Here is a 24,382-nt window from a genome sequence, read left to right as displayed (position 1 = left end):
AATGAGTAACACATCAAAACCTGTCGCATTTACAGCGCCACATTACGCAGCGAGTCAAGTTGGACAAAATGTCTTGCAACATGGTGGTACCGCCATAGAAGCCATGGTGGCTGCTGCTGCGTCTATTTCAGTGGTCTACCCACACATGAACAGCATGGGCGGTGACGGCTTTTGGCTAATCAGTGAGCCCGGAAAAGCCCCCATAGCGATTGATGCCAGCGGTACGGCGTGTAAAAACGCTACTCTTAGTTATTACGCTGGGCAATCTGCTATTCCTTCAAGAGGTTCTAAAGCCGCGTTGACCATGGCAGGCGCTGTCGCAGGTTGGCATAAAGCACTGGAGATCAGTAAAACATGGCAAACACCTTTGCCGCTGAGTGAACTACTCGCCCCAGCGATAGGCCAAGCTGAATGGGGTATCGAAGTCACACAAAGTTTGCAAGACGCCAGTGAAAAAACCTTCGAGGAATTATCAACAATCCCTCACTTTGAACAATTTTTGATCAAAGGTAAGAGTTTGAAAAAAGGGAAGATCCTAAAACTGCCAACCATCGCAAAAACCTTGAACAAATTAGCAGAAAATGGATTGCAGGATTTTTACCAAGGCGAAATAGCCCAGGCGTTAGCAGAAGATTTGCACGCAGCCGGCTCCCCTATCACCCTTGAAGATATTAACGCTTACGAAGCTAAAATTGTTGAGCCGCTCTCGGTAACCACATCCGTAGGTACCTTATACAACTTACCGGCCCCTACTCAAGGCGTTGCTTCGTTATTAATACTGGCTTTATTCGATAAAGTACAACACTTGGCCACAACAGAAGCCGAGTTTGTGCATTTGTTAGTGGAGTGCACAAAGCAAGCCTTTATCAAGCGCAATCAATTTGTCGGTGATGCCAGTCGCTTGAACGTCGAGTTGCAAAGCCTGCTATCGGCAGAATCACTAGATAGTATGCTAGCTGACATCACCCTTGAACACGCGTTACCTTGGCCACATCAAGCGAAACCCGGAGACACAATATGGATGGGAGCATGTGATGGTGAAGGCCGAATGGTTAGTTACATCCAAAGTATTTACTGGGAATTTGGTAGTGGTGTTGTCTCGCCACAAACGGGGATTGTGTGGAATAACCGTGGCACATCATTCTCGTTAACCCCTGATAACTTGCAAGAACTGGCCCCAGGCATGAAACCATTTCATACCTTAAACCCTGCCTTTGCTGAGCTGAAAGACGGTCGACGCTTAAGCTATGGCACCATGGGCGGCGAAGGCCAACCTCAAACACAAGCCGCCTTGTTCGCGCGCTATATTTATCAACAAAAGTCGTTGCCTGAATCTATTCGCTTAGGTCGCTGGTTACTTGGCAGAACTTGGGGTGATGAGAGTCACAATTTGAAAATTGAGCAAGACTTAGCAAATACTATTCAAAACGAACTCATAGCTAAAGGTCATGATATTGCGCTGGTTGATTCATGTAATGAATTAATGGGTCACGCTGGCGCGGTTGTTAAACGACCTGACAATACGGTAACAGCTGCCACCGACCCTCGCAGTGACGGAAACGCATTTGCAGCACACACTTTAGAGTAATCGCGCTACACGCATAACTGAAAACATACTTTACAACTTTATAGAGACGAATAATAAAATGATGGAATTAGTGTTAAACAACCTGCCAACAATCGCCGCATTGATCGGCACAGGCATTTTCGCAGGTTTACTGGCAGGATTGCTTGGTGTGGGCGGCGGAATAGTGATCGTACCCGTGTTGTTTTTCTTGTTCCAGTCCTTCGGTGTCAGCCCAGAAAGTGCCATGTATATTGCAACAGGCACCTCCTTAGCAACCATTATTCCGACCTCTATCAGCTCGATTCGCTCACACCGCAAAAAAGGCAATGTTGATGCAGACTTACTCAAGCAATGGGGGTTATTGATTTTAATTGGCGTACTGATTGGCAGTTGGCTTGTGACCAAAGTAGATGGCCGATACCTAACAACCTTATTTGGGATCGTAGCGACGCTATCTGCCCTTAACATGTTGTTCAGAACAGGAAAATCAGCGCTAGCGGATAGCTTACCTGGCCGTATAGGTCAATCTATTATCGCAGGTTGTATCGGTTTTTTCAGTTCAATGGTAGGCATCGGTGGCGGCACGTTATCCGTGCCGATTTTAACCGCTTTTAATTATCCTGCCCACAAGGCCGTGGGCACGGCTGCTGCGATTGGCCTGATCATCTCGTTTCCTGCTGCACTTTACTTACTGATTTTCGGCCAAACACCGCAAGATGCACCACTTGGCACTTTCGGTTACATCAATCTTGTAGGCTTTGCTTGCATTGTGCCGTTAACCGTTATTTGCGCGCCTATCGGTGCAGGTATCGCCTCTAAACTTGATGCCAATATGTTGAAAAAAATCTTCGCCGTGGTGTTACTCATCACCGGCACACGCATGCTTGCACAGTTATTTATATAACGGTGTGAGTAAAACCCATTTTTAATTTTATCTTTTAATGTTTACCTTGGAGCGCAACGCATAGTGAAACACCTTACTCCCCCTCCTCGCCTGCTAATGGGCCCTGGACCAATAAACTGTTATCCCCGGGTGTTGAGTGCCATGTCTACGCAACTGATCGGTCAGTACGACCCAGTTATGACCGGTTATATGAACGAAGTCATGAGTTTATATCGTGATGTGTTTATGACCAAAAATAAGGCTACGCTATTGATTGACGGTACCTCAAGAGCTGGAATTGAAGCTGTTTTAGTGTCATGCATCGAACCAGGAGATAAAGTTCTGGTACCCATTTTTGGTCGTTTCGGGCATTTACTTAAAGAAATTGCCGAACGAGCAGGCGCAGATGTGCACTGCATTGAAGCCACATGGGGCGAAATATTCGAGCCTGAGCAAATTGAAGAGGCGATTAAGCGCGTTCAACCTAAAGTCCTCGCTTTAGTGCAAGGTGACACCTCTACTACCATGTTGCAGCCGCTTGAGCACATAGGTGAAATTTGCCGTCGCCATGATGTCATTTTTTACTCAGACGCCACCGCCTCCATTGGCGGCAACCCTTTTGAAACCGATAAATGGCAATTAGATGCAGTGTCCGTTGGTTTACAAAAATGTTTAGGCGGCCCCAGTGGAAGTGCGCCAATTACACTAAGCGAACGTTACGTCGAATTAGTCCGCGGGCGTCAACATGTTGAGGCCGGCATAAAAGCCGATCATCATAATGCCGGCAATGGTAGCCGCATTCGTTCGAACTACTTTGATATTCCCATGATCCTTGATTACTGGGGAGAAGAGCGCTTAAACCATCACACCGAAGCAACGTCCATGCTTTATTGTGCCCGCGAATGCGCGATAAATTTGTTAGAAGAAGGCGTTGAAGCGTCCATCGCCCGTCATGAATTACACGGAAATGCCATGCTGGCTGGTATTCAAGGGATGAACCTGAAACCTTTTGGGGACTTACGTCACAAGATGAACAACGTGGTCGGGGTCTATATTCCACAGGGTGTCGATGGTGAACAAATTCGTCATCAATTACTGCACGATTTTAATATAGAGATCGGCACGAGCTTTGGGCCGCTACACGGTAAGATTTGGCGTATCGGCACCATGGGTTATAACGCTCGTCAGGACACGGTATTGCATACGTTGCAATCCCTTGAAACCTTACTGCGCAGAGCCGGCCACACATTACAGGCTGGCCAAGCCATTGATAGCGCGTTCTCTGTGTACAGCGGGAAAGGTTAATGACCACATTAGCCCCCTACGCTATTCAAACATACGAGCGCTGTGATGTGCTCGCCCATTTTAGTCAAGACCCGGATTGTATTGACCGGCAGTACCTAACGCCTGAGCATTTACAAGCTAACCGCCAGGTGGCTTTATGGATGGAACAAGCAGGCATGGAAACCTGGCAAGATGCAGCCGCCAATCAATGGGGGCGTTATCCAAGTAGTCATCCTGATGCCAAAACGTTAGTCATAGGTAGCCACTTAGATACCGTGCCCAATAGCGGAAAATACGATGGGATCTTAGGTGTATTGGCGCCATTGAGCTTAATTCATTATCTACATGATCATCATATCGAGTTACCTTTTCATCTAGAATTAGTGGGGTTTGGTGACGAAGAAGGCACACGATTTGGAGCAACCTTATTAGGTAGCTGTGCGGTTGCCGGTACGTGGCAAGAAAAATGGAACGATTTGACTGATGAAAATGGTGTGTCGTTGACCCAAGCGTTTCTCGATGCTGGGCTTGATATTGCCGAAGTACACAACGCATCCCGCAGCCAATCTAATGTCAGCGACTTTTTCGAGTTTCATATCGAACAAGGCCCAGTACTTGAAGACAACGATTTAGCCGTTGGTGTGGTCAATGGCATTGCTGGAGCAAAACGTTTTGCTATCACCCTAAAAGGCTTAGCAGGTCACGCGGGGACAGTCCCCATGCCCATGCGCCAAGATGCACTTGCTGCAGCGAGTGAAATGATTTTAGCCATTGAGCGTTTGGCCACAGAAAAAGGCATAGTGGCGACTGTGGGTCATCTAAAATGTTTGTCAGGTGCGGTTAATGTTATATCAGGCGCGACCACTTTTAGCTTAGACATACGCAGTATTGATGACGCCCTAAGGGATGAGACCTTAAAACTCATCATTGATGAATTAAACCTTATCGCACAGAAAAGACGTGTAAAAATGGATATCGCGCCAACGCACCAAGCGCCAGCGGTAAAATGTGACGAGAATTTGCAGCAACAATTGTTGAATGCGTGTAAAACTAGTGAAGTTCTGCCTTTTACGCTCGCATCTGGTGCTGGGCATGACACCATGGCCATGGCTGATGTATGCCCCGTTGCTATGCTGTTTATGCGCTGCGAAAAAGGATTAAGTCATCATCCTGGCGAAGCGATAGAGGTGCCAGATATAGAAATCGCACTGAAAGTCATGTTTGCATTCTTACAAAATTATGCATAAGCAAGCCACCCGAGTCGTCGCCTCGACTTGGGCTTAGCATTACACTAGATAAACCTTAAATACTGCCTTCAGTTTCCACCACTAAAATACGTGCTTCCCCCACCGGGCTGGCGACATGCTCGGTTCCCTCATTGGCATAAAAAATATCACCTTGATTGAGCAAGCTGGTGTGCACCACCCCGTCCTTCATGTATTGCATTTCAACCATGCCATCGAGTACGGCAAACACTTCCTCACCTTCATTAACATGCCAGCGATAGGGTTCGTTTGCCCAATGCAGCTTAGTGGTTATCCCGTTCATGTTAGCTATTTTCATTGATCCCCAAGGAAGTGATGCGGTAAATTTTTTACTTCTGATAATTTCCATATTTCCTCTATATCAAGTATTTCATTAGCTTCTTTATTATGGCCTAGATAAGGTAAATTTCTGTTCGGGATCGATTTTAAAATAATCCCCGGCTCCACCGCCTCGTAATACGGGCTTTGCTAATGCTGTGTTATAAACTTCATCAACAATGAATGCTGTATCAATATGTACACCGACTACTTCACCCATTACCATCCATGTATCGACCAACTTCCCATCGGCACCAGTCAACTGAATGATTTGACTTTTTCGGCACTCCAAAACAGATGGGCTCGCCGCGACGTGAGGTACATCAATCACATGTGATTCACCTAATGCCAAGCCAGCGAAGTCAAATTCACTCTCACGGCTTGGCAGGGTTGCGCTGGTCTGATTCATCGCTTGAGCAAGCGATTCCGTCACTAGGTTCCAGCAGAACTCGCCACTTTGTTCGATATTTTTAACGGTGTCTTTATAACCGATACTGGCAAAACCGATGATAGGTGGATGATAGTTGAACGCATTAAAAAAGCTGTAAGGAGCGAGGTTTAATTCCCCCGAAGATGCTTTAGTAGAAATCCACCCAATAGGACGCGGCGCGACTATCGCATTAAAAGGATCATGTTTTAATGCGTGCCCTTGATGAGGCTGATAAAAATGACGATGGGTTGACATGCAGTTTCCCTAACGAGGCACAATAAAAAAGCAGGTTATAGCTAGAGTGCTACCTAAAGCCGTATCTCCTTATTTTATATACTATTTTTAGAAAAGGTAGTGTCTTAGTGGCCGAAAATGGACCAACCAGTTTCTTGTACTAGCATTTCCAACGCTTCAGTACCTAATTTACTGTTACCAATCTTGTCTAACCCAGGGGACCACACTGCGATAGACGCTTTGCCAGGGGCAATGGCCAAAATACCACCGCCTACTCCACTTTTACCCGGTAAGCCTACTCGATAAGCAAACTCCCCTGAACCATCGTAATGACCACACATCAACATTAATGAATTAATGCGCCTGGCACGATGCTCAGGTACAACACGCATACCCGTGCAGTGATTAGTGCCGTTTGACACTAAAAACATGCCAGCTCTGGCCAATTGTTCTGTGGTCATGGATATCGAACAGTGATGAAAATAGGTGCCCAGTACCTTGTCTACTGGGTTTTCTAAGCGCTCAAAAGACGCCATAAAATGCGCTAGAGAGGCATTTCTGCTGCCCGTCATCATTTCTGATTGAGCGACCTTCTCATCAATTGAGATACTGTCATCATTTGCCACAAAACGCACAAAATGCAGGATTTCAGCTAAGGTTTCTTTAGGTTCATTGTGGCCCATAATAGCATCAGCGACCGCAATGGCCCCGGCGTTAATAAATGGGTTTCGCGGGATCCCGCCTTCATGCTCAAGCTGAACAATGGAGTTGAATGGGTCACCAGAGGGCTCTCTTCCTACTTGTGCCCATAAAGCATCGCCTAGTTTGCCTAATGCCATCGTTAGGGTAAACACTTTGGAAATACTTTGAATAGAAAACAAAGTCTGTGCACAACCAGCACTAAACACCTCACCTTCTTGAGTGACCACGGTCAGCGCGAATTGGTTGGGATCAACACAGGCTAGTTGCGGTATGTAATTAGCGACTTTGCCGCGATCCGTGCGACTACGCATCTCTTGGTAAATGCTATCCACAATATTTTGCATTTATAGCCCTTCTTATTTTTCTCTTTATCCTGCTTTTTTATCGCGATTTTAACGCGCCATTGCAGGTGTTTGACATACCTGTAAGCAGTAGTGTTAAAACGCGCTTACGCCTTGTTTATGTGTCGCTAGGTAAAGTAACCCCATACCGATGAGCAAGGTACCTCAACAGCGGGACAAGTCACAGCATTGCATAGAGACTTTTTTATGTGTTTTGACATTAATTTCATCATCAGCCGTTAATGTCGCTGTGCTGCTCTTATTAAGAGGCAACCATTGAAAACCCACTTCTTTGAAACCTAATCGTTGATGAAATTTGGCTGATGGCAGATTCGGTGGCATCACATTATATTCGCACACGACATGGATAACGTTTTGTTCTTGAGTCCATGAAAATAGATCTTGATATAATAGTTGTCCCAGTCGCTTACCTTGGTATTCGGCATCAAGCACAATGCGATCGATGTACATATAGCTAGGATAATGCACTTTAAACCATGCATAATTGTCATTTATGTAAGGGCTCTTAGGCCCCATAGCGAGTAAAAAACCAGCAATGATATCGTCAAACATTATGACTCGGTGGTAGGCTGATATGGCATGCAAACGCGCTACGTCTTCAATGCTCATGGTGCTGGTATGTGCCACTTCAGCAAGGTTAAGTTCGACAATTCGCTCAAAATCTTGTTCGCTGACATCTCTGATCTCAATATTGCTCATTTTTCTTTATCTCTTTTGTTCATTCGCGCTTTATCCAGCGACTTCTGCCCTGCGTTCTCACTATTTGAAAGGGAACAACCATTACTACATAGTAACGCCTTAATCAAAAACGCTGGACGCATTCTGAGGGGCATTTATTAATGCGGATTGGTATAAACTCCTAGGGGCAGATCTTTAGTTATGCATCACTGCAGGCATAACGAACTTCACAGTCAGGAGAATCGCCATCCAGTAAAATGTGGTTAGTGATACCATCAATCACGTCATCACTGTGATGGTTGACGTAAATAACCGATGTACTAGTAGACTTAGCGATAGTTTCAATGACCGCGAGAATACGTTGACGATTGATTTCGTCAAGACCATTACACGGCTCATCTAAAATCAACAAAGGTGGGTGTTTGACCATAGCCCTTACAATGAGGGCTAACCGCTGATCGCCAAATGATAATTGCTGAAAAGGCGTGGCTTCGTGATCGGCTAAGCCAATCACGCCTAACCATTGTTGCGCTAACTGTATTTGTTTTTTCGTCGGCTGTTGATACAAACCGATACTGTCATAAAACCCAGAAAGCACCACATGCACCAAGCTGCAATTTACTCTGTATGAAAGGTGAAACGCATTGGAAAGAAACCCTATGTGCTTCTTAATGTCCCAGATACTTTCACCACTTCCACGTTTAAAACCGAACACAAAAATATCGTTTATATAACACTGAGGATGATCGCCAGAAATAAGCTGCAAAAGACAGGTTTTACCCGAGCCATTAGGGCCACTTAACTGCCAATGTTGCCCCAATTTTATCTGCCAAGACAAATCTTCGATTATAGCTCCTTGTGGATAATTGATGGCGACTTTATTAAGGGAGACTATTGTATTTCCTGGCACGAAAGAGTTACGCGTAACATCGGAATCAGCTTCAGGCAGCACAAAATAAGACTGCTGAAGGGACAATAAGCGCGATAAATCCCCAACGGCTGATGTATCTTTCGCTGAGATAGTCGCCTGTAATTCCCCCCGGGAAACCAGTGCGTAATGAGAGACAAATTGAGGAATTTCCGACCAACGATTGAGGACAAAAACTAGGGTAATATCCACTGAAAGCTCATCTAATAACTGACGTAATCTGAGCTGCATATCAGCGTCTAAACCATCAAAAGGTTCATCCAAAATAAGCAAGTCTGGTTTGGCCAATAGTGCTTTAATAAGCAATAGTTTTCGCGTTTCTCCAGTCGACAACGCCACAAAATCTCTTGATAAAAGGCCGCTAAACTTAAACAGTTCAATCAGCCTAAGACACAATGGTGACTGCAAGCTGGTACACCCACTTCCATCAGCGGCACACAGTAGTTCATGCACCTTGGTGGGAATCGCTATGGCATCTAAAATATCAGCAGAGTCTTTTTCTCGTTCTTTTTCAATCAACGCTTGTTGGCTTTCATAGGACACGAGCTCGATACGTTTGAAATCTGAAGTTAGCGCTCCGTCTTGCAGCTCCCCGTAGCCTGCAAGCAGTGCGGCTAAGGCGGACTTTCCCGCACCGTTATGGCCTACGAGCACCCAATGTTGACCTTTTTCAATGGACCAATTGATTTCATGCAACCCAAACGTTGATGAAAACTCGGCGCTAACGTTTAATAAACTGATACTCATGTACGTCCTTTCTCTTATCCCATTGTCATTCAATGTATCTTTGCAAAAATTGGCAAACAGATGCGCTTTTGCTTAAGAAAGTTTTTTCAACACGTCTAATACGGTTGATAGCTGCTTAGGGCTGATATCTTTAACGGCTTCATCAAACGTATTTTTACAACTGAGAAATGCGTACTTGTATATGTCACGCCCTGTGAAAGTCAGTTTAACCAAACTGACCCGTGCATCTCGATTGTTTTTTTCTTTTTCAACGAGATGGATCTTCTCCATCGGTATCAATAGGCGTGTCACCCCCGACGCGGTGAGGTTGACAGCATCAGCAAGCTCGGTGCGACTCATCACTTGATTCTGAGCATAATGTAAATGATGCAGCACCATAAATTCACTCAAACTAATGCCGTGTACACCAAGCGCACGGTCTGCTTTTTTACTTAATTTCCCGACCGTTCCCGACAATGAGAATAGTAACGCTAAAGAGGAAGGAAGTTGTTCCATGCCGTTTTCTCCAATTGAAAAAGTACTCGTTGAGTGCCCCTAGACGAATACTTTACAACAAAGAACAATGAATGACAAATGCTTGATTAATCAAGTATACATGAAGCATTAATCAATTAATTAAAAAGGAAGCCTCAAAAAAATAAACTAAGGGTATATTCTTAAATCCACTACTAGCATGACTTTAAATGGTAGTCAGCGCTTGCTAGCTATCTACTGTTCGAGAATATATTATGTTTGGAAGGTGTTTGATTGAATTTTGGCCGAGAAAACAGTAACTACTTTATATTAAGTTGTAGGCAAGCAGCCGGAGGGAAGAACCTTCAAAGCGCGTTAGATTTTGCCATACCATATCAAACTTGGTTGCTGAGACTAGCAACCAGGTTTTAGTGTGGAATTGAGTTAACTGTTAGTTAGATATTTAAACTTTAAAAAATTGTATTTATTGAATGTGTATTGCATTTGGATCTTAGCGATTAAATATCCATGGTAACCGTCCAAGAACCCTAACTGAATTACATAATGACGTATGAAAGCAAAAAGAGAGTGAGAGATAATAGAAAATACACTTACCTTTTTGCCCTGCTCATACTTGCCTTTAGCCCATGCCTTAGCGTATCTATTCCGTTTATCTATATACTCCTCTAGCGAGTCAAAAGTGTAATGGTAAAGTTTACCGTCAATGTTCACTTTCTCTGCGGATTTGCAAGATACCGTTTCATGTACAATTTTATCATTAAAAGTATAATTCTTTTTGTTAAATAAGCGTACGATGCGGCTTGGATACCACCCGCTGTGATAGATAAATTTCCCACAAAAATGGGTCAATCGATTGATGCGATAAACTTTTTCATTGTCTAGTGAATCTAAGTGCGATAACAACTCAGCTTTTAATTCTTCGCTCACCACCTCATCTGAGTCAAGGGACAAAATCCAATCATTAGTGGCTTTGCTCACTGCTAATTTTTTTTGGTACCCAAATCCTTGCCAATCAGTATTAACAAATATCTTATCGGTATACTCTGACACAATGTCGATTGTTTTATCTGTACTACCAGAATCAACGATTACAATTTCATCTGCCCACGTTACTGACTCTAGACAGCGCTTTATAATTCGCTCTTCGTTTTTACAAATAATAACCACAGATAATTTATTTTTCATTTATACATATACTTGATTAGATAGGGATAACATGAAAATCGATTGTATAACAGTCGCTTAACTGTTGTATAGAATGGAATTTTGAATTTATAGTGAAGTAAGCAGACCCATTTATCTGGGTCTGCAATTTTATTAATTAGCGCTTAAGCACGCGTGTGAGTGCACTCACGCAGTAATCAACGTTTTTCTTGTTGCTACCATATCCCATCAGGCCGATACGCCATACTTTTCCAGCCAACTCCCCTAGCCCGGCACCAATCTCTAAGCCAAATTCATTTAACAATTGGCTGCGGACTTGTGCATCGTCCACGCCGCTTGGAATGCTCACCATGTTGAGCTGCGGTAAACGATAGCCTTCATCAACAACAAACTCCAGGCCAATGCCTTCGAGGCCTGTCTTTAATGCTTGATGCATGTCTGCATGGCGTTTCCATGCCTGCTCAAGCCCTTCGTTATGTAAAATGCGTAACGATTCGTGCAAGGCATATAAACTATTTACTGGTGCTGTGTGATGATACGCGCGTTTGCCGCCCTTGCCCCAGTACCCCATCACCAAATCCATATCCAAAAACCAACTTTGCACGGGGGTCTTGCGATTTTTGATCACTTCTACGGCAGTCGGGCTGAATGAAACAGGTGATAGGCCAGGTACACATGACAGACACTTTTGAGTTCCTGAATAAATAGCATCAATATTCCAACCATCAACGTCCAGCTCAATGCCGCCCAATGAGGTGACCGCATCGACTATGGTTAAGCAATCGTATCGCTTTGCAAGCTCACAAATTGCCTTGGCATCGTTACGCACACCGGTGGAGGTTTCTGCATGAACGAATGCCACAGCTTTTGCATCAGGATTTGCCTTAAGGGCATCTTCGACCTTGTGTAAATCGGTTTGCTTACCCCATGTATCCTGAACCATGACAGCTGTCGCGCCGCAGCGCAGAACATTTTGCTGCATACGGCCACCGAACACGCCATTTTGGCACACAATGACCTTATCTCCTGGCTCAAGCAAGTTTACAAAGACGGACTCCATACCTGCTGATCCGGGCGCAGACACGGGCATTGTCAATTGATTGTCGGTTTTGAATGCAAATTGCAGTAATGATTTAACTTCGTCCATCAACTGAATAAACGCTGGGTCTAGGTGCCCAAGTGTCGGACGAGAAAGTGCGTTTAAAATACGAGGATCGACATCTGATGGCCCTGGGCCCATTAATGTCCTAACAGGTGGAATAAAAGTATTGAATTGCGCTGTCATGATTATCCTTAGCCTTATATAAGTTGGTATAAGGCCATGTTACCTATAAATAAGTTCGCAACAAGAGGTGGATAATCGACATAAACAGCATGAATAGATTATCAGGTAGAGTTTCGTTCAGTGAATATACTTTTGAAAAAACATGAAAATCACTCTAGCGCTGAGGGTGTGTCAATCCACACTCATAGTGAATTAGCGCTTCATTGAGAAATTTATTTGCTCGTACATAAGTTAAATGGCAATAAAATAGTAAATTCCAGTAACTCTTCTACACTCTATAAGTACATTGGATATAGTTAGCGCAAGGCTCTATATGAGCCATACCCTCTGCTCGGATCTGTCCTTACGATCCGAGCATTTTTTTGTCTGCTACTCCTGCTCTTGTACTTTTAGGTCTGCCAAAAAACGCTTAGCATTCTCAACATAATGTTGACCAGACGCTTCAAGCATCTTTTTCTGAGGATCAGGAATACTCTTTACGACTTTGGCTGGCGAGCCCATCACTAACGAACCATCGGGTATCACCATATTCTCTGTGACTAGACTATTGGCACCAATCACACAGTGCTTGCCAATTTTAGCGCCGTTTAAAATCACGCTATTGATACCTACGAGCGTGTAGTCACCTACTTCGCAACCATGCAACATAACTTTGTGACCAATGGTAACGCCCTTACCAACGGTCAGAGGCACACCAAAATCAGTATGCAGCACACTGCCGTCTTGCACATTACTGCCCTCACCAATCGAAATAACGTCACAATCGCCACGAAGAACAGCGTTAAACCAAACACTGGCATTGTCTGCTAAAACCACTTTGCCCATAACATGACTACCAGGCGCGATAAAAACATCTTTACCAACGCTAACGGTGTCCTTTCCTAATGAATACAACATGATTCCTCCTTAGATTAAATTTTGCGCATTAAGCCTTCTTGCATACTTGACGCAACAAGCTTGCCCTGACGATTAAAGAATTGACCACGCACCAAACCACGTGCACCGCCGCTAAACGGGCTTTCAGCGCAATATAAAACCCAATCATCAAAATCGAATGGATGGTGAAACCACACCGCATGGTCGATTGTCGCCATAATTAGATTTTTATCTCGAACGGACACACCGTGGGGCTGAATGGCAGTAGACAGAAAATGATAATCTGACGCATATGACAGCATCGCTTGGTTCAAATGAACATTACCAAGCAACGCCTCCTCCGCTTTCATCCAAATATAGCGTTTTGGCTCATGCACACCTGGATTCACCGGATCAATTTGCTGAACAGAGCGCATATCTAAGGGTTTATGATAGGCAATGGCTTCGCGCATGCGTGTTGATAACTTTCCCAATTCCTTATCATCAAATGTGGTGTCTCTGGGCAAATCTTCTGGCATGGGTACATCTGGCATTTGGGCAAACTGGTGCTCTAATCCTTGCTCCGGTTGCTGAAAAGACGCTGTCATATAAAAAATACTGCGACCATTTTGAATAGCTTTTACCCGACGAGTCGAAAAACTGCGCCCGTCACGTACGGTTTGCACATCAAACACCACTGGTTTTTTAGCATCCCCTGGTAACAAAAAATAGGCATGAAATGAATGCGCAACTCGCCCCTCTGGCAACGTTAATTGCGCCGCTGCTATAGCTTGTCCCATCACTTGGCCGCCAAATAAAGCACGAAAGCCAAGATCCCAGCTTTGTCCGCGAAATAACCCGTCTTCTATTTTTTCTAGGGTGAGTAAATCTACTAATTTAATATCGCTCATAATCTCTCAAAGGTATGCATAATGTGTGTTGTGTTAACAAACTCACGAGCCTGCTGCTCGGTCAATGTAAGGGTTTCGTGGATAAAATTTATCAGGTAAATGGGCTTGATGCTCGAAAAAACGCGTATCTTTGTAGGGTAGCTTCATAAAACCTGACATGCCGATCCCTTCAATGGTTGGTACTAAGGCAATAATTTCACTCAGTAAATGAGCAAATTCAACTTCTGATGTGTGATCAAGTAAGGTGTAATAACTGTGAATTTTAAGGTGGGTCGGCAAGGCCTCGAAAATGATACAACCAGTGTGATGAATTGCGTTTAGCTGGTGAATAATACTCATCAACTCATCGGGCAAAGTTAGCAGCTCATCAGGATCAGCCCCATCTTCGAAATAGGAATGCATGCGACTTTCATCTTCTTGCACTGATATGTTGTTAAGCTCATAAGCTATACGCATGTTGGGCTCTGGGACAAAGGGCGTGTTCTCATCATCCCGTTCAATATGTAAGGTATCACGTGCGTTGAACATGCAACTTTTAAATACCCCTACCCGATGAATAGAGCGCGCTAATGTCACAATGTTATTCACCGTGGCATCAAATGCGCTTTTTAGCTGTGGATCGTAAATGTTTAAGCTGGAGTCGATATACACCCCTTGCTGAGTCCAGCGCACGGCTAAACCGCCCACTACTGGGTATTTACCTAAGCGACTGACCTCTGAAATAAAGGCTTTTTCAGTTTCACCCATCCCTTGTAAGTAATTCTTATAATAGCGTTCAAATTGTTCGTCGTTGAGATAACGCAATTCTTCAGTGCTTTGGTATGCTTCGGCGCGCAAAAATGACTTTCTTGAGCTGTATACGACCGTGTCTATCTCTCGAGATTTTTGATGACTCCAACCTGGGATCATAGCTGTGGATTGTGGAGGATCCTGCGGACTAAACACCAGATTTTTTAAATACTGAATATTGTTGAGTAAATAATCACCACCCTGAGCGCGCTTTTGCTTATCATCACTGAGCATGGCGGTTAATATCTCAGCCAACATTTTAGGTAATCCCAACGCGTTCGGCCTGATAACTTGTGCCCCAAAACGACTAGATTGACCAGACGCCAACGCGTATAAGGTACTTGCCAAACCTTGTTCATCAAATCGAGGGGATGATAAATTACCGCTCAGTTGTTCTGGTCCGATGAAGTATACATCCCCTAACCTAGCATTGGTCTGCTGCATATCATTGGACATAAGGTCCATCACATTATTTGCCAAATAATTGCCCTGGGCATCTAGTTGAGCAAACACAGATGAGCCCCAATCGATTAAACCCACTTCTTCGGTCTTGGGGTCAAACACAATGTTAGACGGTTTTATGTCCCCATGTACTATCGGCTTTGGGTGTCCATTTTGGCTAAAGGTGCGCAATGTTTGCAGAATATCAGCTAACTGCACGGCAATTTTTACTACCAGCCTTGGGGATAATGGCCCGTATTCTAGAGACACTTTTTCCAGATCTTTACCTTGGGCTCGTTGCATTACCAAGATAGATTGCTTTTTGATACGCTGGAAAGTGACTAAGCTCGGAACGTGAGCGTGGGCAACATGACCCAGCATATACGCTTCTTCTTCGAGGCGATCTTGAACGTGCTGAGGTAAGTTGGCCCGGGAGAACTTAAACACATAATGCTTTGACGGATCATGCGTTGGCTTACCCGCAAAGGCAAAACCAAACGCGCCTTTACCGATAAGCTCTATGTCTTGATATCCCAATCGTGTTAGCTGTTCAGTACACAGCTTGAACCAATCTTTTAGCTTTTGCGCGTCCTTGTGGGATAACAAATAGATAGACTGTTCATCAGGGATATAAAAGTGTTTAAGATCTGTTTGGGCAACCATATATTCCTTGAGACTGCGAGCGCCTTAGGCCTCTTCCACCAGCCAGTTAACCACAAATGAAGCGTGTTTGTGTTGAGCCATAACAGGTGTTAGTTCGCCCAAGCAATCACGAATTTGCACGTCTAACTGCCACGGCGCATTGATGATCGCCATACCTGAGCCATACATTCCGGCAAATGTATCAGGGTTTTGAACCGCCAGCTCGACTTGCAGTACATTCTTAAAGCCTTGCTGAGTAAGATCGTCGAGCATTTTTTGACTTTTCTTATGCTTAGTCGTGGCCCGTTCAAAACCATCATTTTGGTCTTCATCGCGTTTCGATAGCAAAGGATACCAAATAGCATAAATAGCAGTCGGCCAACGTTTATAGGCCTTACTGATAGCGTCAACCACTAATTGATAATCTTCTGGTGTTTCGTATGACGGATCTGTCAGCACGAGGCCGCGCTTTAGCTTTGGAGGCGTCAACGCAATCAAGCCTTCGTAGCCATCTCTGTGATGAACTGAAATATGCGTGCCTTTTATTTGACGCTTCAGATTAATCACCTCTTGATTATTCCACTCCATCAGGTGCAGCTGGTCTTGATCTCGCATTAACACACGGGCAATTTCAGGTGATCCAGGATATTGCTGATGCTTTAAATAACGACTGGTAAGCGCTTGATATGCCAAAACCGTTAGTTCAGCCCCCGAATAATCAGCTAACCGTGAAATACCTTGCTGAAACTCATTGGTCTTTAAAGATTGTTCAGAGGACAAGTCGTACAAGCCCGCGCCACTGTGGGTGTCAATATAAGTGAACCCTTTATCTTTTTGTTTTAACTTGTCAATGATCAACATCTGGCAAATATGTTTCAACACATCTGCGTGATTACCTGCATGGTAGCCGTGGCGATAACTAAACAACTGATTGACTCCTTGATAACTCGATACTTTTTTTGGCGTGATAGTTTTGGCGTGATAGCCAATAGGGCCTAGTTTACCTTGTCATTGACGTTAAGCAAAAACAAACCCGCATGTAGCGGGCTTGGGGTTTGGCCATATTCTCAGTATCTTACTTCGCTGATGTACACGCTAACGCAGTGTGCTTAGCATTTTTATTGGTTGTTCAATATACGACTTCCATAGGTTATTAAACCTGACCATAGTGGCGCCATCGATAATGCGATGATCACCTGACCAACTTACATGCATGATGTTCACAGCTCGCACCTGATCGTTTTCATCAAAGCGCGGCAAACGCTGAATTTTCCCTAAGGCCACAATCGCGGCTTCAGGATGATTGATCACCGGGGTTGCGACGGTGCCACCCAGTACACCGATATTTGAAATACTAATAGTACCACCAGAGATATCAGCCGTTTTTAAACGCCCTTCTCTTGCCTGCTCAATCAACTCAGAAGCACGCTTGGCAATATCGAATATCGACATATCTTGCACGCCTTTGATGTTTGGTACCATCAAACCGAGTTTTCCGTCCACCGCAAACCCAATATTGTGCTCGTTGAAATAAGTTAGCTGTGTACAGTCATCGTTAACTTGACTGTTGATCACAGGATAGGCTTTCAATGCCAATGATAAGGCTTTGATGAAAAACGGCATAAAACTTAATTTTACACCCTGTTCACTAAAGTCATCTTTCAATTGACTGCGAAGGGCAATTAAAGCATCCATTTGGATCTCTTCACTGACCGTAAAATGCGGAATAGTCGACACACTGTGCTTCATCTGCCTAGCCATCGCGGCCTTTATCCCACTAATACGCTCTACTCGCGTTCCACCTTGTACTTTACTCTGGTTGACGCCTACAGAATCACTTTGCGTTTGCGCGCTAACAACACTAGCCTTCGTCGGCTGCTTCGTTAAATCGCATTTCAAAATACGCCCTTTTTCTCCTGACCCTTGCACGTTAGATAAATCAATGTCTTGCTCTCGGGCGACACGACGAACCGCTGGGCTAGCCAGAACTTTGTGATTTACCTTTGACACCTTAGACGAAGTATCCAGCTTCGCTTGGACGCCAGCCAATGGGGTTGACGTCTGTGTTATCTCAGTTGTTGATGTCATTGGCGTAGCACTTGCCAATGGCGGCAGCGCTTTGTCGTCAGCTCCAGCCACACGCATGGTAAAAAGTGCTGAATGAACGTTAGCGATATCACCTTGCTGGTAACACAGGCTAACAATCGTACCACTGTGCTTAGCCGGAATTTCAACCAATGCCTTGTCGGTCATAACTTCCACCACGGGCTGATCTTCAATTACGTCTTCACCTTCGCTTACCAGCCACTTGACGAGTTCGCACTCTACAATTCCCTCCCCAATATCTGGCAAAATAAAAGTTTCTAAGGGACCATCTGGAGCTGCTTCAAACGCTGTCGCCTGGCCATTTTTGTTATTTTGTTGATTAACGTTACTGGTTTTTTTACTGGGGTCATTGTCGTTAGCATGATCAGTAGCGCATTTATCTGTAGTGTCGTCTAAATCGATGGATGGGCTACTTTCGTGCCCTTTAATATCCATGGCAAACAAAGGTTTGTGCACCTGGGCTATTTCACCGGCTTGATAGTAGAGTTTCTTTACCGTGCCACTGTACATAGCGGGAATTTGCACTGTGGCTTTGTCTGTCATGACCTCAGCGACGGGCTGATCTTCTACTATGCTATCGCCTTCACAGACGAGCCATTCTAACAATTCACACTCTACGATCCCTTCACCAATATCTGGCAAAATAAAGTCTTTCATTTCATTTTCCTCGATATGGTTGATTAAAAATTCACGCAGCGCTTAATGGCTTCGTAAGTTTTAAGATGATCCGGCATGTATTCTTTTTCATGTGCCAGCGGATACGGCGTGTCTAATCCACACACTCGGGTTATCGGTGACTCTAAATACAAGAAGCAACGCTCTTGTACGGTAGCGGATATTTCACTGGCAAACCCGCCCGTTTGCGGTGCTTCATGGTTAATAAGTAATCGCCCGGTCTTTTTCACCGACTCGCTCACCGTCTGGGCATCCCAAGGCAAAATGCTGCGTAAATCGATAATTTCACACGAAATGCCATCGTTTTCGGCCATTTCAGCTGCTTTTTCGATGACCTCAACCTGAGCCCCCCAGGCCAGTAAGGTAATATGCTCACCTTTTTTAACCACTTCGGCTTTACCTAAAGGTAGCTCATAATCGTCCTCAGGTACGTCACCTACAGACGCGCGGTATAACCGCTTAGGCTCCATGAACAAAACAGGGTTATCGTCACGAATAGAGGCCAGCAGCAAGCCTTTAGCTTGATAAGGATTACGCGGGATAACGATTTTTATGCCGGGTATGTGAGCAAAAAAAGCTTCTGGAGATTGTGAGTGATATAAGCCACCAGCAATACCACCGCCATATGGAGTACGAATGGTCAGGGTGCCGCAGGTGAACTGACCACCAGAGCGATAGCGAAATTTGGCAGTTTCATTCACAATTTGATCAAACGCAGGGAAGATATAATCACCGAATTGAATTTCAGCCACCGGCACAGACCCTTGAGATGCCAAGCCATTAGCAAAACCTATAATCCCCTGTTCAGTTAACGGTGTATTAAAACAGCGACCTTTACCAAATTGGTGCTGTAAATTACTGGTCGCTCTAAATACACCACCGAAGTGACCTACGTCCTCACCAAATACCATGACTTTTTCATCATCAGACATGGCCGTAATCAAGGCATTATTGATCGCCTGTAACATGTTCATTTTAGTCATGGCGGATCCTCCCAGCTGTTTTCGGATACGCTTCTGGGTACAAACTGATGTGTTGTTTCAATTGGCTCAATTGCTCCTTTAAATGCCAAGGGGGGGCGTCATACACATCGTTAATCAAATCATCAATGTCACAAATATCGACTTGCTCCGCTTTTTTCATTGCGTTGAGCACGTCTTGACGGGTTTGTTCAACAAATTGCTTGTGTTGCTCTTCGTCAATCCAATCTTTGCTTTTCATCCAGTTTTCGAAGCGTTGAACAGGGTCTTTCTCGCGCCATTTTTGTTCTTCTTCTTTTGAGCGATAACCCGTTGGATCGTCTGACGTAGAGTGCGCGGCCAATCTGTACGTCATGGCCTCAATTAATACTGGGCAATGCTCTTTAAGGGCTATTTCCCTGGCTTTTTGTGTTGCGAGGTATACGGCAAGTACGTCATTACCATCGACTCGAATCGTTTTGATGCCATAACCTAATCCGCGAGATGCAATACCATCACCGCTGAATTGCTCATTGGCCGGTGTCGAAATGGCGTAGCCGTTATTTCGGCAAAAGAAGATTACGGGGCAATTTAACACCGAAGCCATGTTCAGGCCGGCGTGAAAATCCCCTTCAGAAGCGGCACCCTCGCCAAAATAACAAATGGTTAAGGCTTCATTTCCTGCCATTTTTTGGCCATAGGCATAACCTGCTGCTTGGGGAATTTGCGTACCTAATGGTGATGATATGGTCATAAAGTTAAGGGCTTTATCACCGTAGTGAATCGGCATCTGGCGACCTTTGTTAGGGTCAAGTTTATTACTAAACATCTGATTCATGAATTGTTCAGTACGATAACCTCGATAGGCTAATGCGCCTTGCTCACGATATTGCGACATTATCATATCGTTATCACTCAGGGCCGCAGCACTCCCTATGGTAGATGCTTCTTCGCCGCTGCACGCTAGATAAAAACTGATACGACCTTGGCGCTGAGCCCCGACCATTCGCTCATCCAGAACGCGTATATAGTGCATAGTCCTGAAAATCTTTAACGCTGCCTCTTTATGAATTTCTGGCATGTCTGCGTCACTGTGCACACTGCCATCTGGCCGCAATATTTGCAGCATAGGGATATCAACCGTGCCCTTATCAATAACATTGACCTTGTGACTGATCCCCACATCCGAGAGATGATTTCTTTCGTCCACCATAAACCCTCTTATATAACCAACACCGCCAAAATTGATGATGTTTATAAATTGTTATTTGAGTGTTAATGCTAGTGCAATTGCTAGGATGATTCGTTTCCAAATTCCAAGGGAAATTAACAAAAGATGGAATAAGCATTCTAATTAATACGCCGAAACATGATGTTTATCCGCTTTTTAAATAGCAACACTACTATGACCGTCAAAGTTGATTGGCGGTTAAGAAATAAGACGTCGAGATGAATAAAGGTTCCAATACACAATTAGCCGCTCAGGGAAAATTACGTATTGGAATTGGCTCAAGGAAATAGAAGGCACACAAAAACGTGTAAGACATAGATAAACATCCTATGCAAAGAGCGATGCCTCTTTCTACCCTTACTACATAGATAGAGGCGACGCATTCTGCTAAAACTGGATTAGTTACCTTTTGCAGCTCTTATTGCATTTGCCTGTAAGGCATATAGGCGTTTGCGTTTAACTTCAATGCAGTCGATATAGCCGTGCCACGTGGCATAGCCAATCAAGGGCATAAGAATGATAAAACCAAAGAACTGTGTGGCGAAACCAATCAAAACGCTTACAAAAATAATACTGGCCCAAAATAACATGGGAATTTTATTGCTCCACACTGCGTTCATACTTGTTAGTACCGCAGTGGCCAAATCGACTTTGCGCTCCATTAAAATAGGCTGAGTAAAAGCGCTTAAAAAGAACACCAGCAAGGTAAAGCCCGCTCCGATCACTCCTCCTAATGCAAGAAATGGAAATAGATTCGCGTAGTTTTCATCCAAATAAGGCGGGTAAAGTGCATGGATCAACGATGCAACACGTAACCAGAAGATCATTAACACCATTAATAAAATGCCCAATCCCCATTCGTTCACGGCGTTGCGTTTAACTGCTTTAATACTATGCCACAATGAAGGCTTATGCCCCTTCTCAAGCTCCCAGGAAATGTCATAAAGACCGGCGGCCAGAAAGGGACCAATCAACATAAAACACACGATTGCCGGCATAATCACTAAATGCCAACCCGTTAGTTTGACTAAATATGTGATAAACCATGGAATTGCGGCAAAGAAAACACCAAAAATTAACGTTAATATGGGTGCTCGCATGGCATCTTGAAATGCGAGCTTAAGCCACGTGATGGGATCAGATATCGACAATTGGCGGCATGGTATAACGCGGGCAATACGACTATCTGTAATCGCATTTTGCGGGGCGTCTTTAAAAGACTGTGACATAGTGAGGTACTCCAAACAAAATAAAGAAATTTATCGTCTGTTTTGTTTTACAGCTCTTTTAGACTAATCCTATATACGGGACTTGTCAGGTAAAAAGATCTAACTCATAACATTTGTCGATTAATTGCAACATATTGATTGTATATTGGTTGTGTTGTATCGCCTGTTACAGGTTTAGTCGCAAAATTAACCTCCTCTTCCATTAGCTTTAAAATTTCATGTATCTCCTATGACGAAATAAACGCACAGAACATACATTTATGCTTAACATCCCCTAGTGCGCTGTATTACTCTTGGGGTCACCTACCGTTAGCTAACGTAATTCATGCGCACTTTCAATAAATCTAAAAAGCTCGATAATGTTTGTTATGACATTCGTGGTCCCATTCTAGAGCAAGCACAAAAAATGGAAGACGAAGGTCACCGTATTTTGAAGTTAAATATTGGTAATCCGGCACCTTTTGGCTTTGAAGCTCCCGATGACATTTTAAAAGACGTTATCCATCATTTACCTAAATCCCAAGGTTACTCTGATTCAAAGGGGATTTACCCTGCTAGGGTTGCGGTGATGCAGTACTACCAGCAACAACGCATTAAAAACATCTCAGTTAATGATATCTACATTGGTAACGGTGTGAGCGAGCTTATTGTCATGGCGATGCAGGCGTTATTAGATAATGGCGACGAAGTACTTCTCCCTAGTCCTGACTATCCGTTGTGGACGGCTTCGGTCAGCCTGTCATCAGGTAAGCCTGTGCACTATCGCTGTGACGAAAATGCCGATTGGCAGCCTGATATAGAAGATATCAAGAGTAAGATCACTGAGAACACCAAAGCAATTGTGTTGATCAACCCCAATAACCCGACAGGGGCGGTTTACAGTAAAGCATTGCTTTTACAGGTGATCGAAGTGGCGCGTGAGCACGGCTTGATGGTCTTCAGTGATGAAATTTACGACAAAATTTTGTACGACCAAGCTAAGCACCAGTGTATAGCTGCGCTGGCAGACGATATTTTCTTTATCACCTTAGGTGGCCTGTCTAAAAACTACAGAGTAGCCGGTTTTCGCGCTGGTTGGTTAGTGGTAAGCGGGCATAAAGCGTTAGCCAGCAATTATATTGATGGCTTAAATATGTTGTCTTCAATGCGCATGTGCGCCAATGTTCCAAGTCAACATGCGATACAAACGGCACTGGGTGGGTATCAAAGCATCAATGATTTAATTGTTGATGGCGGGCGCTTAAAGCAGCAGCGAGACCTTGCTACTTCGATGCTCAACCAAGTAGACGGCCTCGAATGCGTGGCACCTATGGGGGCTATGTACTGCTTTGTTAAGGTGGATGCTCAGAAGTTTAATATCACCAGTGATGAACAAATGATCATGGACTTACTGCGCAGCGAAAAAGTACTGCTTGTGCACGGCAACGCCTTTAATTTAATCCATGGCTGTTATTTCCGTTTAGTCTTCTTACCCCACATTGATGTGCTGCGCCCTGCCATCGAACGTATCGCCAATTTCTTTAAACACTATCGTCAGGCAGACCCTTTATTATGAGTACCCCACAAAAAAGCCATTTTTTCGCCCATTTAGCCCGCATGAAACTCATTAACCGCTGGCCATTGATGCGTAACGTACGTACTGAAAATGTGCAAGAGCACAGTTTACAAGTGGCCATGGTGGCGCATTCGTTAGCGTTAATCCGCAACAAGTATTTTAATGGCAGTGTTAACCCATACAAAATTGCCACTCAAGCAATGTTCCACGATGTATCGGAGGTTCTTACGGGCGATTTACCTACCCCGGTAAAGTATTACAATCCGGCCATTCAAACTGAATACAAGAAGATTGAAAAAATTGCTGAGCAAAAATTGATTGATATGGCACCTGCAGACTTTAAAGAAGATTATGCAGCGCTTATTCAGCATGAGGGTCAAGACGAAAGCGAAGCATTCATCATTAAGGCCGCCGATGTAATCTGTGCGTATCTAAAAACACTAGAAGAACTTTCAGCCGGTAACCAAGAATTTGTATTGGCTAAAAAACGCTTAGACAAAATTCTAAAAGATTATCACTCAGAAGAGGTGGACTATTTTATGCGAGCTTATGTGCCAAGCTTTAGTTTGAGTTTGGATGAAATCACTCAAGAAGAGCATGAGTTGTAAACCAAGAATGGCCATATAAGCGACGCGTTAGCTAAACGTTGCTCAATAAGTGAATCAAAC

Annotated in this window: 22 protein-coding genes; 6 read left to right on the top strand and 16 right to left on the bottom strand. The window is 44.2% G+C overall.

The features are described 5' to 3' along the window. The first annotated feature begins 1 nt into the window (after position 1). The 4 genes from AC0L6N_RS08290 to AC0L6N_RS08275 all read left to right on the top strand — a co-directional run bounded on the left by AC0L6N_RS08290 (position 2) and on the right by AC0L6N_RS08275 (position 4,981). Positions 2-1,588 (top strand): gamma-glutamyltransferase family protein, encoded by a 1,587-nt coding sequence (locus AC0L6N_RS08290; protein ID WP_473480432.1) that lies wholly within the window; start codon positions 2-4, stop codon positions 1,586-1,588. A 61-nt stretch (positions 1,589-1,649) separates the two neighbouring features. Further along, on the top strand, positions 1,650-2,471 hold the full coding sequence (locus AC0L6N_RS08285; RefSeq protein WP_473481284.1) for a sulfite exporter TauE/SafE family protein: 822 nt from the start codon (positions 1,650-1,652) through the stop codon (positions 2,469-2,471). A gap of 96 nt (positions 2,472-2,567) precedes the next feature. After that, positions 2,568-3,755: a pyridoxal-phosphate-dependent aminotransferase family protein gene (locus AC0L6N_RS08280; protein WP_198136287.1), complete on the top strand. Its 1,188-nt coding sequence runs from the start codon at positions 2,568-2,570 to the stop codon at positions 3,753-3,755. Beyond that, positions 3,755-4,981, top strand: a complete 1,227-nt coding sequence (locus tag AC0L6N_RS08275) for an allantoate amidohydrolase (RefSeq protein WP_473480430.1) — start codon at positions 3,755-3,757, stop codon at positions 4,979-4,981. Before AC0L6N_RS08280 ends, AC0L6N_RS08275 begins: the two co-directional genes overlap by 1 nt. Positions 4,982-5,036: 55 nt before the next feature. Here the strand turns inward: AC0L6N_RS08275 and AC0L6N_RS08270 are convergent, their stop codons facing one another. The 16 genes from AC0L6N_RS08270 to AC0L6N_RS08195 all read right to left on the bottom strand — a co-directional run bounded on the left by AC0L6N_RS08270 (position 5,037) and on the right by AC0L6N_RS08195 (position 22,159). Next, on the bottom strand, positions 5,037-5,348 hold the full coding sequence (locus tag AC0L6N_RS08270; protein ID WP_006993949.1) for a cupin domain-containing protein: 312 nt from the start codon (positions 5,346-5,348) through the stop codon (positions 5,037-5,039). Positions 5,349-5,384: 36 nt separating this feature from the next. Beyond that, positions 5,385-6,002, bottom strand: a complete 618-nt coding sequence (locus tag AC0L6N_RS08265) for a flavin reductase family protein (protein WP_473480428.1) — start codon at positions 6,000-6,002, stop codon at positions 5,385-5,387. 104 nt (positions 6,003-6,106) lie between these two features. Then, positions 6,107-7,027: a glutaminase gene (locus AC0L6N_RS08260; RefSeq protein WP_011574857.1), complete on the bottom strand. Its 921-nt coding sequence runs from the start codon at positions 7,025-7,027 to the stop codon at positions 6,107-6,109. A gap of 162 nt (positions 7,028-7,189) precedes the next feature. Beyond that, the gene (locus AC0L6N_RS08255) at positions 7,190-7,744 is read right to left on the bottom strand and encodes a GNAT family N-acetyltransferase (protein ID WP_473480426.1); all 555 of its coding nucleotides are present in this window, start codon (positions 7,742-7,744) and stop codon (positions 7,190-7,192) included. Positions 7,745-7,922: 178 nt separating this feature from the next. Next, positions 7,923-9,398, bottom strand: coding sequence for a molybdate ABC transporter ATP-binding protein ModF (modF, locus tag AC0L6N_RS08250; RefSeq protein ID WP_473480424.1), 1,476 nt, complete (start codon positions 9,396-9,398; stop codon positions 7,923-7,925). 72 nt (positions 9,399-9,470) lie between these two features. After that, positions 9,471-9,893 carry a MarR family winged helix-turn-helix transcriptional regulator gene (locus AC0L6N_RS08245; protein ID WP_473480422.1) on the bottom strand — a complete coding sequence of 141 codons (423 nt, stop codon included), beginning with the start codon at positions 9,891-9,893 and terminating at the stop codon, positions 9,471-9,473. 402 nt (positions 9,894-10,295) lie between these two features. Beyond that, positions 10,296-11,057 (bottom strand): glycosyltransferase family 2 protein, encoded by a 762-nt coding sequence (locus AC0L6N_RS08240; RefSeq protein WP_473480420.1) that lies wholly within the window; start codon positions 11,055-11,057, stop codon positions 10,296-10,298. Between the two features lie 136 nt (positions 11,058-11,193). Further along, positions 11,194-12,321 carry a pyridoxal-phosphate-dependent aminotransferase family protein gene (locus AC0L6N_RS08235; protein ID WP_473480418.1) on the bottom strand — a complete coding sequence of 376 codons (1,128 nt, stop codon included), beginning with the start codon at positions 12,319-12,321 and terminating at the stop codon, positions 11,194-11,196. 369 nt (positions 12,322-12,690) lie between these two features. Further along, positions 12,691-13,218: a gamma carbonic anhydrase family protein gene (locus AC0L6N_RS08230; RefSeq protein WP_473480416.1), complete on the bottom strand. Its 528-nt coding sequence runs from the start codon at positions 13,216-13,218 to the stop codon at positions 12,691-12,693. Between the two features lie 14 nt (positions 13,219-13,232). Next, the gene (locus AC0L6N_RS08225) at positions 13,233-14,087 is read right to left on the bottom strand and encodes an acyl-CoA thioesterase domain-containing protein (RefSeq protein ID WP_011574850.1); all 855 of its coding nucleotides are present in this window, start codon (positions 14,085-14,087) and stop codon (positions 13,233-13,235) included. 42 nt (positions 14,088-14,129) lie between these two features. Beyond that, complete coding sequence (locus AC0L6N_RS08220) at positions 14,130-15,980, bottom strand: protein kinase domain-containing protein (RefSeq protein WP_473480414.1); 1,851 nt, start codon at positions 15,978-15,980, stop codon at positions 14,130-14,132. Positions 15,981-16,004: 24 nt separating this feature from the next. Then, a complete protein-coding gene (locus tag AC0L6N_RS08215; protein ID WP_473480412.1) occupies positions 16,005-16,886 on the bottom strand; it encodes a 23S rRNA (adenine(2030)-N(6))-methyltransferase RlmJ in 882 nt (293 codons plus the stop codon). 168 nt (positions 16,887-17,054) lie between these two features. Further along, a complete protein-coding gene (locus AC0L6N_RS08210; protein ID WP_473480410.1) occupies positions 17,055-18,722 on the bottom strand; it encodes a dihydrolipoyllysine-residue acetyltransferase in 1,668 nt (555 codons plus the stop codon). 23 nt (positions 18,723-18,745) lie between these two features. Further along, the gene (locus AC0L6N_RS08205) at positions 18,746-19,723 is read right to left on the bottom strand and encodes an alpha-ketoacid dehydrogenase subunit beta (RefSeq protein ID WP_473480408.1); all 978 of its coding nucleotides are present in this window, start codon (positions 19,721-19,723) and stop codon (positions 18,746-18,748) included. Then, complete coding sequence (locus AC0L6N_RS08200; RefSeq protein ID WP_473480406.1) at positions 19,716-20,912, bottom strand: thiamine pyrophosphate-dependent dehydrogenase E1 component subunit alpha; 1,197 nt, start codon at positions 20,910-20,912, stop codon at positions 19,716-19,718. Before AC0L6N_RS08200 ends, AC0L6N_RS08205 begins: the two co-directional genes overlap by 8 nt. 416 nt (positions 20,913-21,328) lie before the next feature. Further along, positions 21,329-22,159 (bottom strand): DUF2189 domain-containing protein, encoded by an 831-nt coding sequence (locus tag AC0L6N_RS08195; protein ID WP_473480404.1) that lies wholly within the window; start codon positions 22,157-22,159, stop codon positions 21,329-21,331. A 325-nt stretch (positions 22,160-22,484) separates the two neighbouring features. Between AC0L6N_RS08195 and AC0L6N_RS08190 the strand changes: the two genes are divergently transcribed. Together AC0L6N_RS08190 and yfbR are read left to right on the top strand one after the other, a co-directional pair. Continuing rightward, a complete protein-coding gene (locus AC0L6N_RS08190) occupies positions 22,485-23,714 on the top strand; it encodes a pyridoxal phosphate-dependent aminotransferase (protein ID WP_473480402.1) in 1,230 nt (409 codons plus the stop codon). Further along, positions 23,711-24,322 (top strand): 5'-deoxynucleotidase, encoded by a 612-nt coding sequence (yfbR, locus tag AC0L6N_RS08185; RefSeq protein ID WP_473480401.1) that lies wholly within the window; start codon positions 23,711-23,713, stop codon positions 24,320-24,322. Before AC0L6N_RS08190 ends, yfbR begins: the two co-directional genes overlap by 4 nt. Positions 24,323-24,382 lie beyond the last annotated feature (60 nt).

The sequence above is a fragment of the Paraglaciecola sp. G1-13 genome (assembly GCF_055809255.1).
This window is presented reverse-complemented; position numbering and strand designations above follow the sequence as displayed.

What these genes read in the sequence shown, in the direction of transcription:
- AC0L6N_RS08275 (WP_473480430.1), top strand. Translation starts at nt 3,755, where the DNA reads ATGACCACATTAGCCCCCTACGCTATTCAAACATACGAGCGCTGTGAT.
- AC0L6N_RS08255 (WP_473480426.1), bottom strand. Translation starts at nt 7,744, where the DNA reads ATGAGCAATATTGAGATCAGAGATGTCAGCGAACAAGATTTTGAGCGA.
- AC0L6N_RS08230 (WP_473480416.1), bottom strand. Translation starts at nt 13,218, where the DNA reads ATGTTGTATTCATTAGGAAAGGACACCGTTAGCGTTGGTAAAGATGTT.
- AC0L6N_RS08280 (WP_198136287.1), top strand. Translation starts at nt 2,568, where the DNA reads ATGGGCCCTGGACCAATAAACTGTTATCCCCGGGTGTTGAGTGCCATG.
- AC0L6N_RS08285 (WP_473481284.1), top strand. Translation starts at nt 1,650, where the DNA reads ATGGAATTAGTGTTAAACAACCTGCCAACAATCGCCGCATTGATCGGC.
- AC0L6N_RS08245 (WP_473480422.1), bottom strand. Translation starts at nt 9,893, where the DNA reads ATGGAACAACTTCCTTCCTCTTTAGCGTTACTATTCTCATTGTCGGGA.
- AC0L6N_RS08220 (WP_473480414.1), bottom strand. Translation starts at nt 15,980, where the DNA reads ATGGTTGCCCAAACAGATCTTAAACACTTTTATATCCCTGATGAACAG.
- AC0L6N_RS08235 (WP_473480418.1), bottom strand. Translation starts at nt 12,321, where the DNA reads ATGACAGCGCAATTCAATACTTTTATTCCACCTGTTAGGACATTAATG.
- AC0L6N_RS08290 (WP_473480432.1), top strand. Translation starts at nt 2, where the DNA reads ATGAGTAACACATCAAAACCTGTCGCATTTACAGCGCCACATTACGCA.
- modF (WP_473480424.1), bottom strand. Translation starts at nt 9,398, where the DNA reads ATGAGTATCAGTTTATTAAACGTTAGCGCCGAGTTTTCATCAACGTTT.
- AC0L6N_RS08210 (WP_473480410.1), bottom strand. Translation starts at nt 18,722, where the DNA reads ATGAAAGACTTTATTTTGCCAGATATTGGTGAAGGGATCGTAGAGTGT.
- AC0L6N_RS08225 (WP_011574850.1), bottom strand. Translation starts at nt 14,087, where the DNA reads ATGAGCGATATTAAATTAGTAGATTTACTCACCCTAGAAAAAATAGAA.
- AC0L6N_RS08200 (WP_473480406.1), bottom strand. Translation starts at nt 20,912, where the DNA reads ATGGTGGACGAAAGAAATCATCTCTCGGATGTGGGGATCAGTCACAAG.
- AC0L6N_RS08260 (WP_011574857.1), bottom strand. Translation starts at nt 7,027, where the DNA reads ATGCAAAATATTGTGGATAGCATTTACCAAGAGATGCGTAGTCGCACG.
- AC0L6N_RS08240 (WP_473480420.1), bottom strand. Translation starts at nt 11,057, where the DNA reads ATGAAAAATAAATTATCTGTGGTTATTATTTGTAAAAACGAAGAGCGA.
- AC0L6N_RS08195 (WP_473480404.1), bottom strand. Translation starts at nt 22,159, where the DNA reads ATGTCACAGTCTTTTAAAGACGCCCCGCAAAATGCGATTACAGATAGT.
- AC0L6N_RS08190 (WP_473480402.1), top strand. Translation starts at nt 22,485, where the DNA reads ATGCGCACTTTCAATAAATCTAAAAAGCTCGATAATGTTTGTTATGAC.
- AC0L6N_RS08270 (WP_006993949.1), bottom strand. Translation starts at nt 5,348, where the DNA reads ATGGAAATTATCAGAAGTAAAAAATTTACCGCATCACTTCCTTGGGGA.
- AC0L6N_RS08265 (WP_473480428.1), bottom strand. Translation starts at nt 6,002, where the DNA reads ATGTCAACCCATCGTCATTTTTATCAGCCTCATCAAGGGCACGCATTA.
- yfbR (WP_473480401.1), top strand. Translation starts at nt 23,711, where the DNA reads ATGAGTACCCCACAAAAAAGCCATTTTTTCGCCCATTTAGCCCGCATG.
- AC0L6N_RS08205 (WP_473480408.1), bottom strand. Translation starts at nt 19,723, where the DNA reads ATGACTAAAATGAACATGTTACAGGCGATCAATAATGCCTTGATTACG.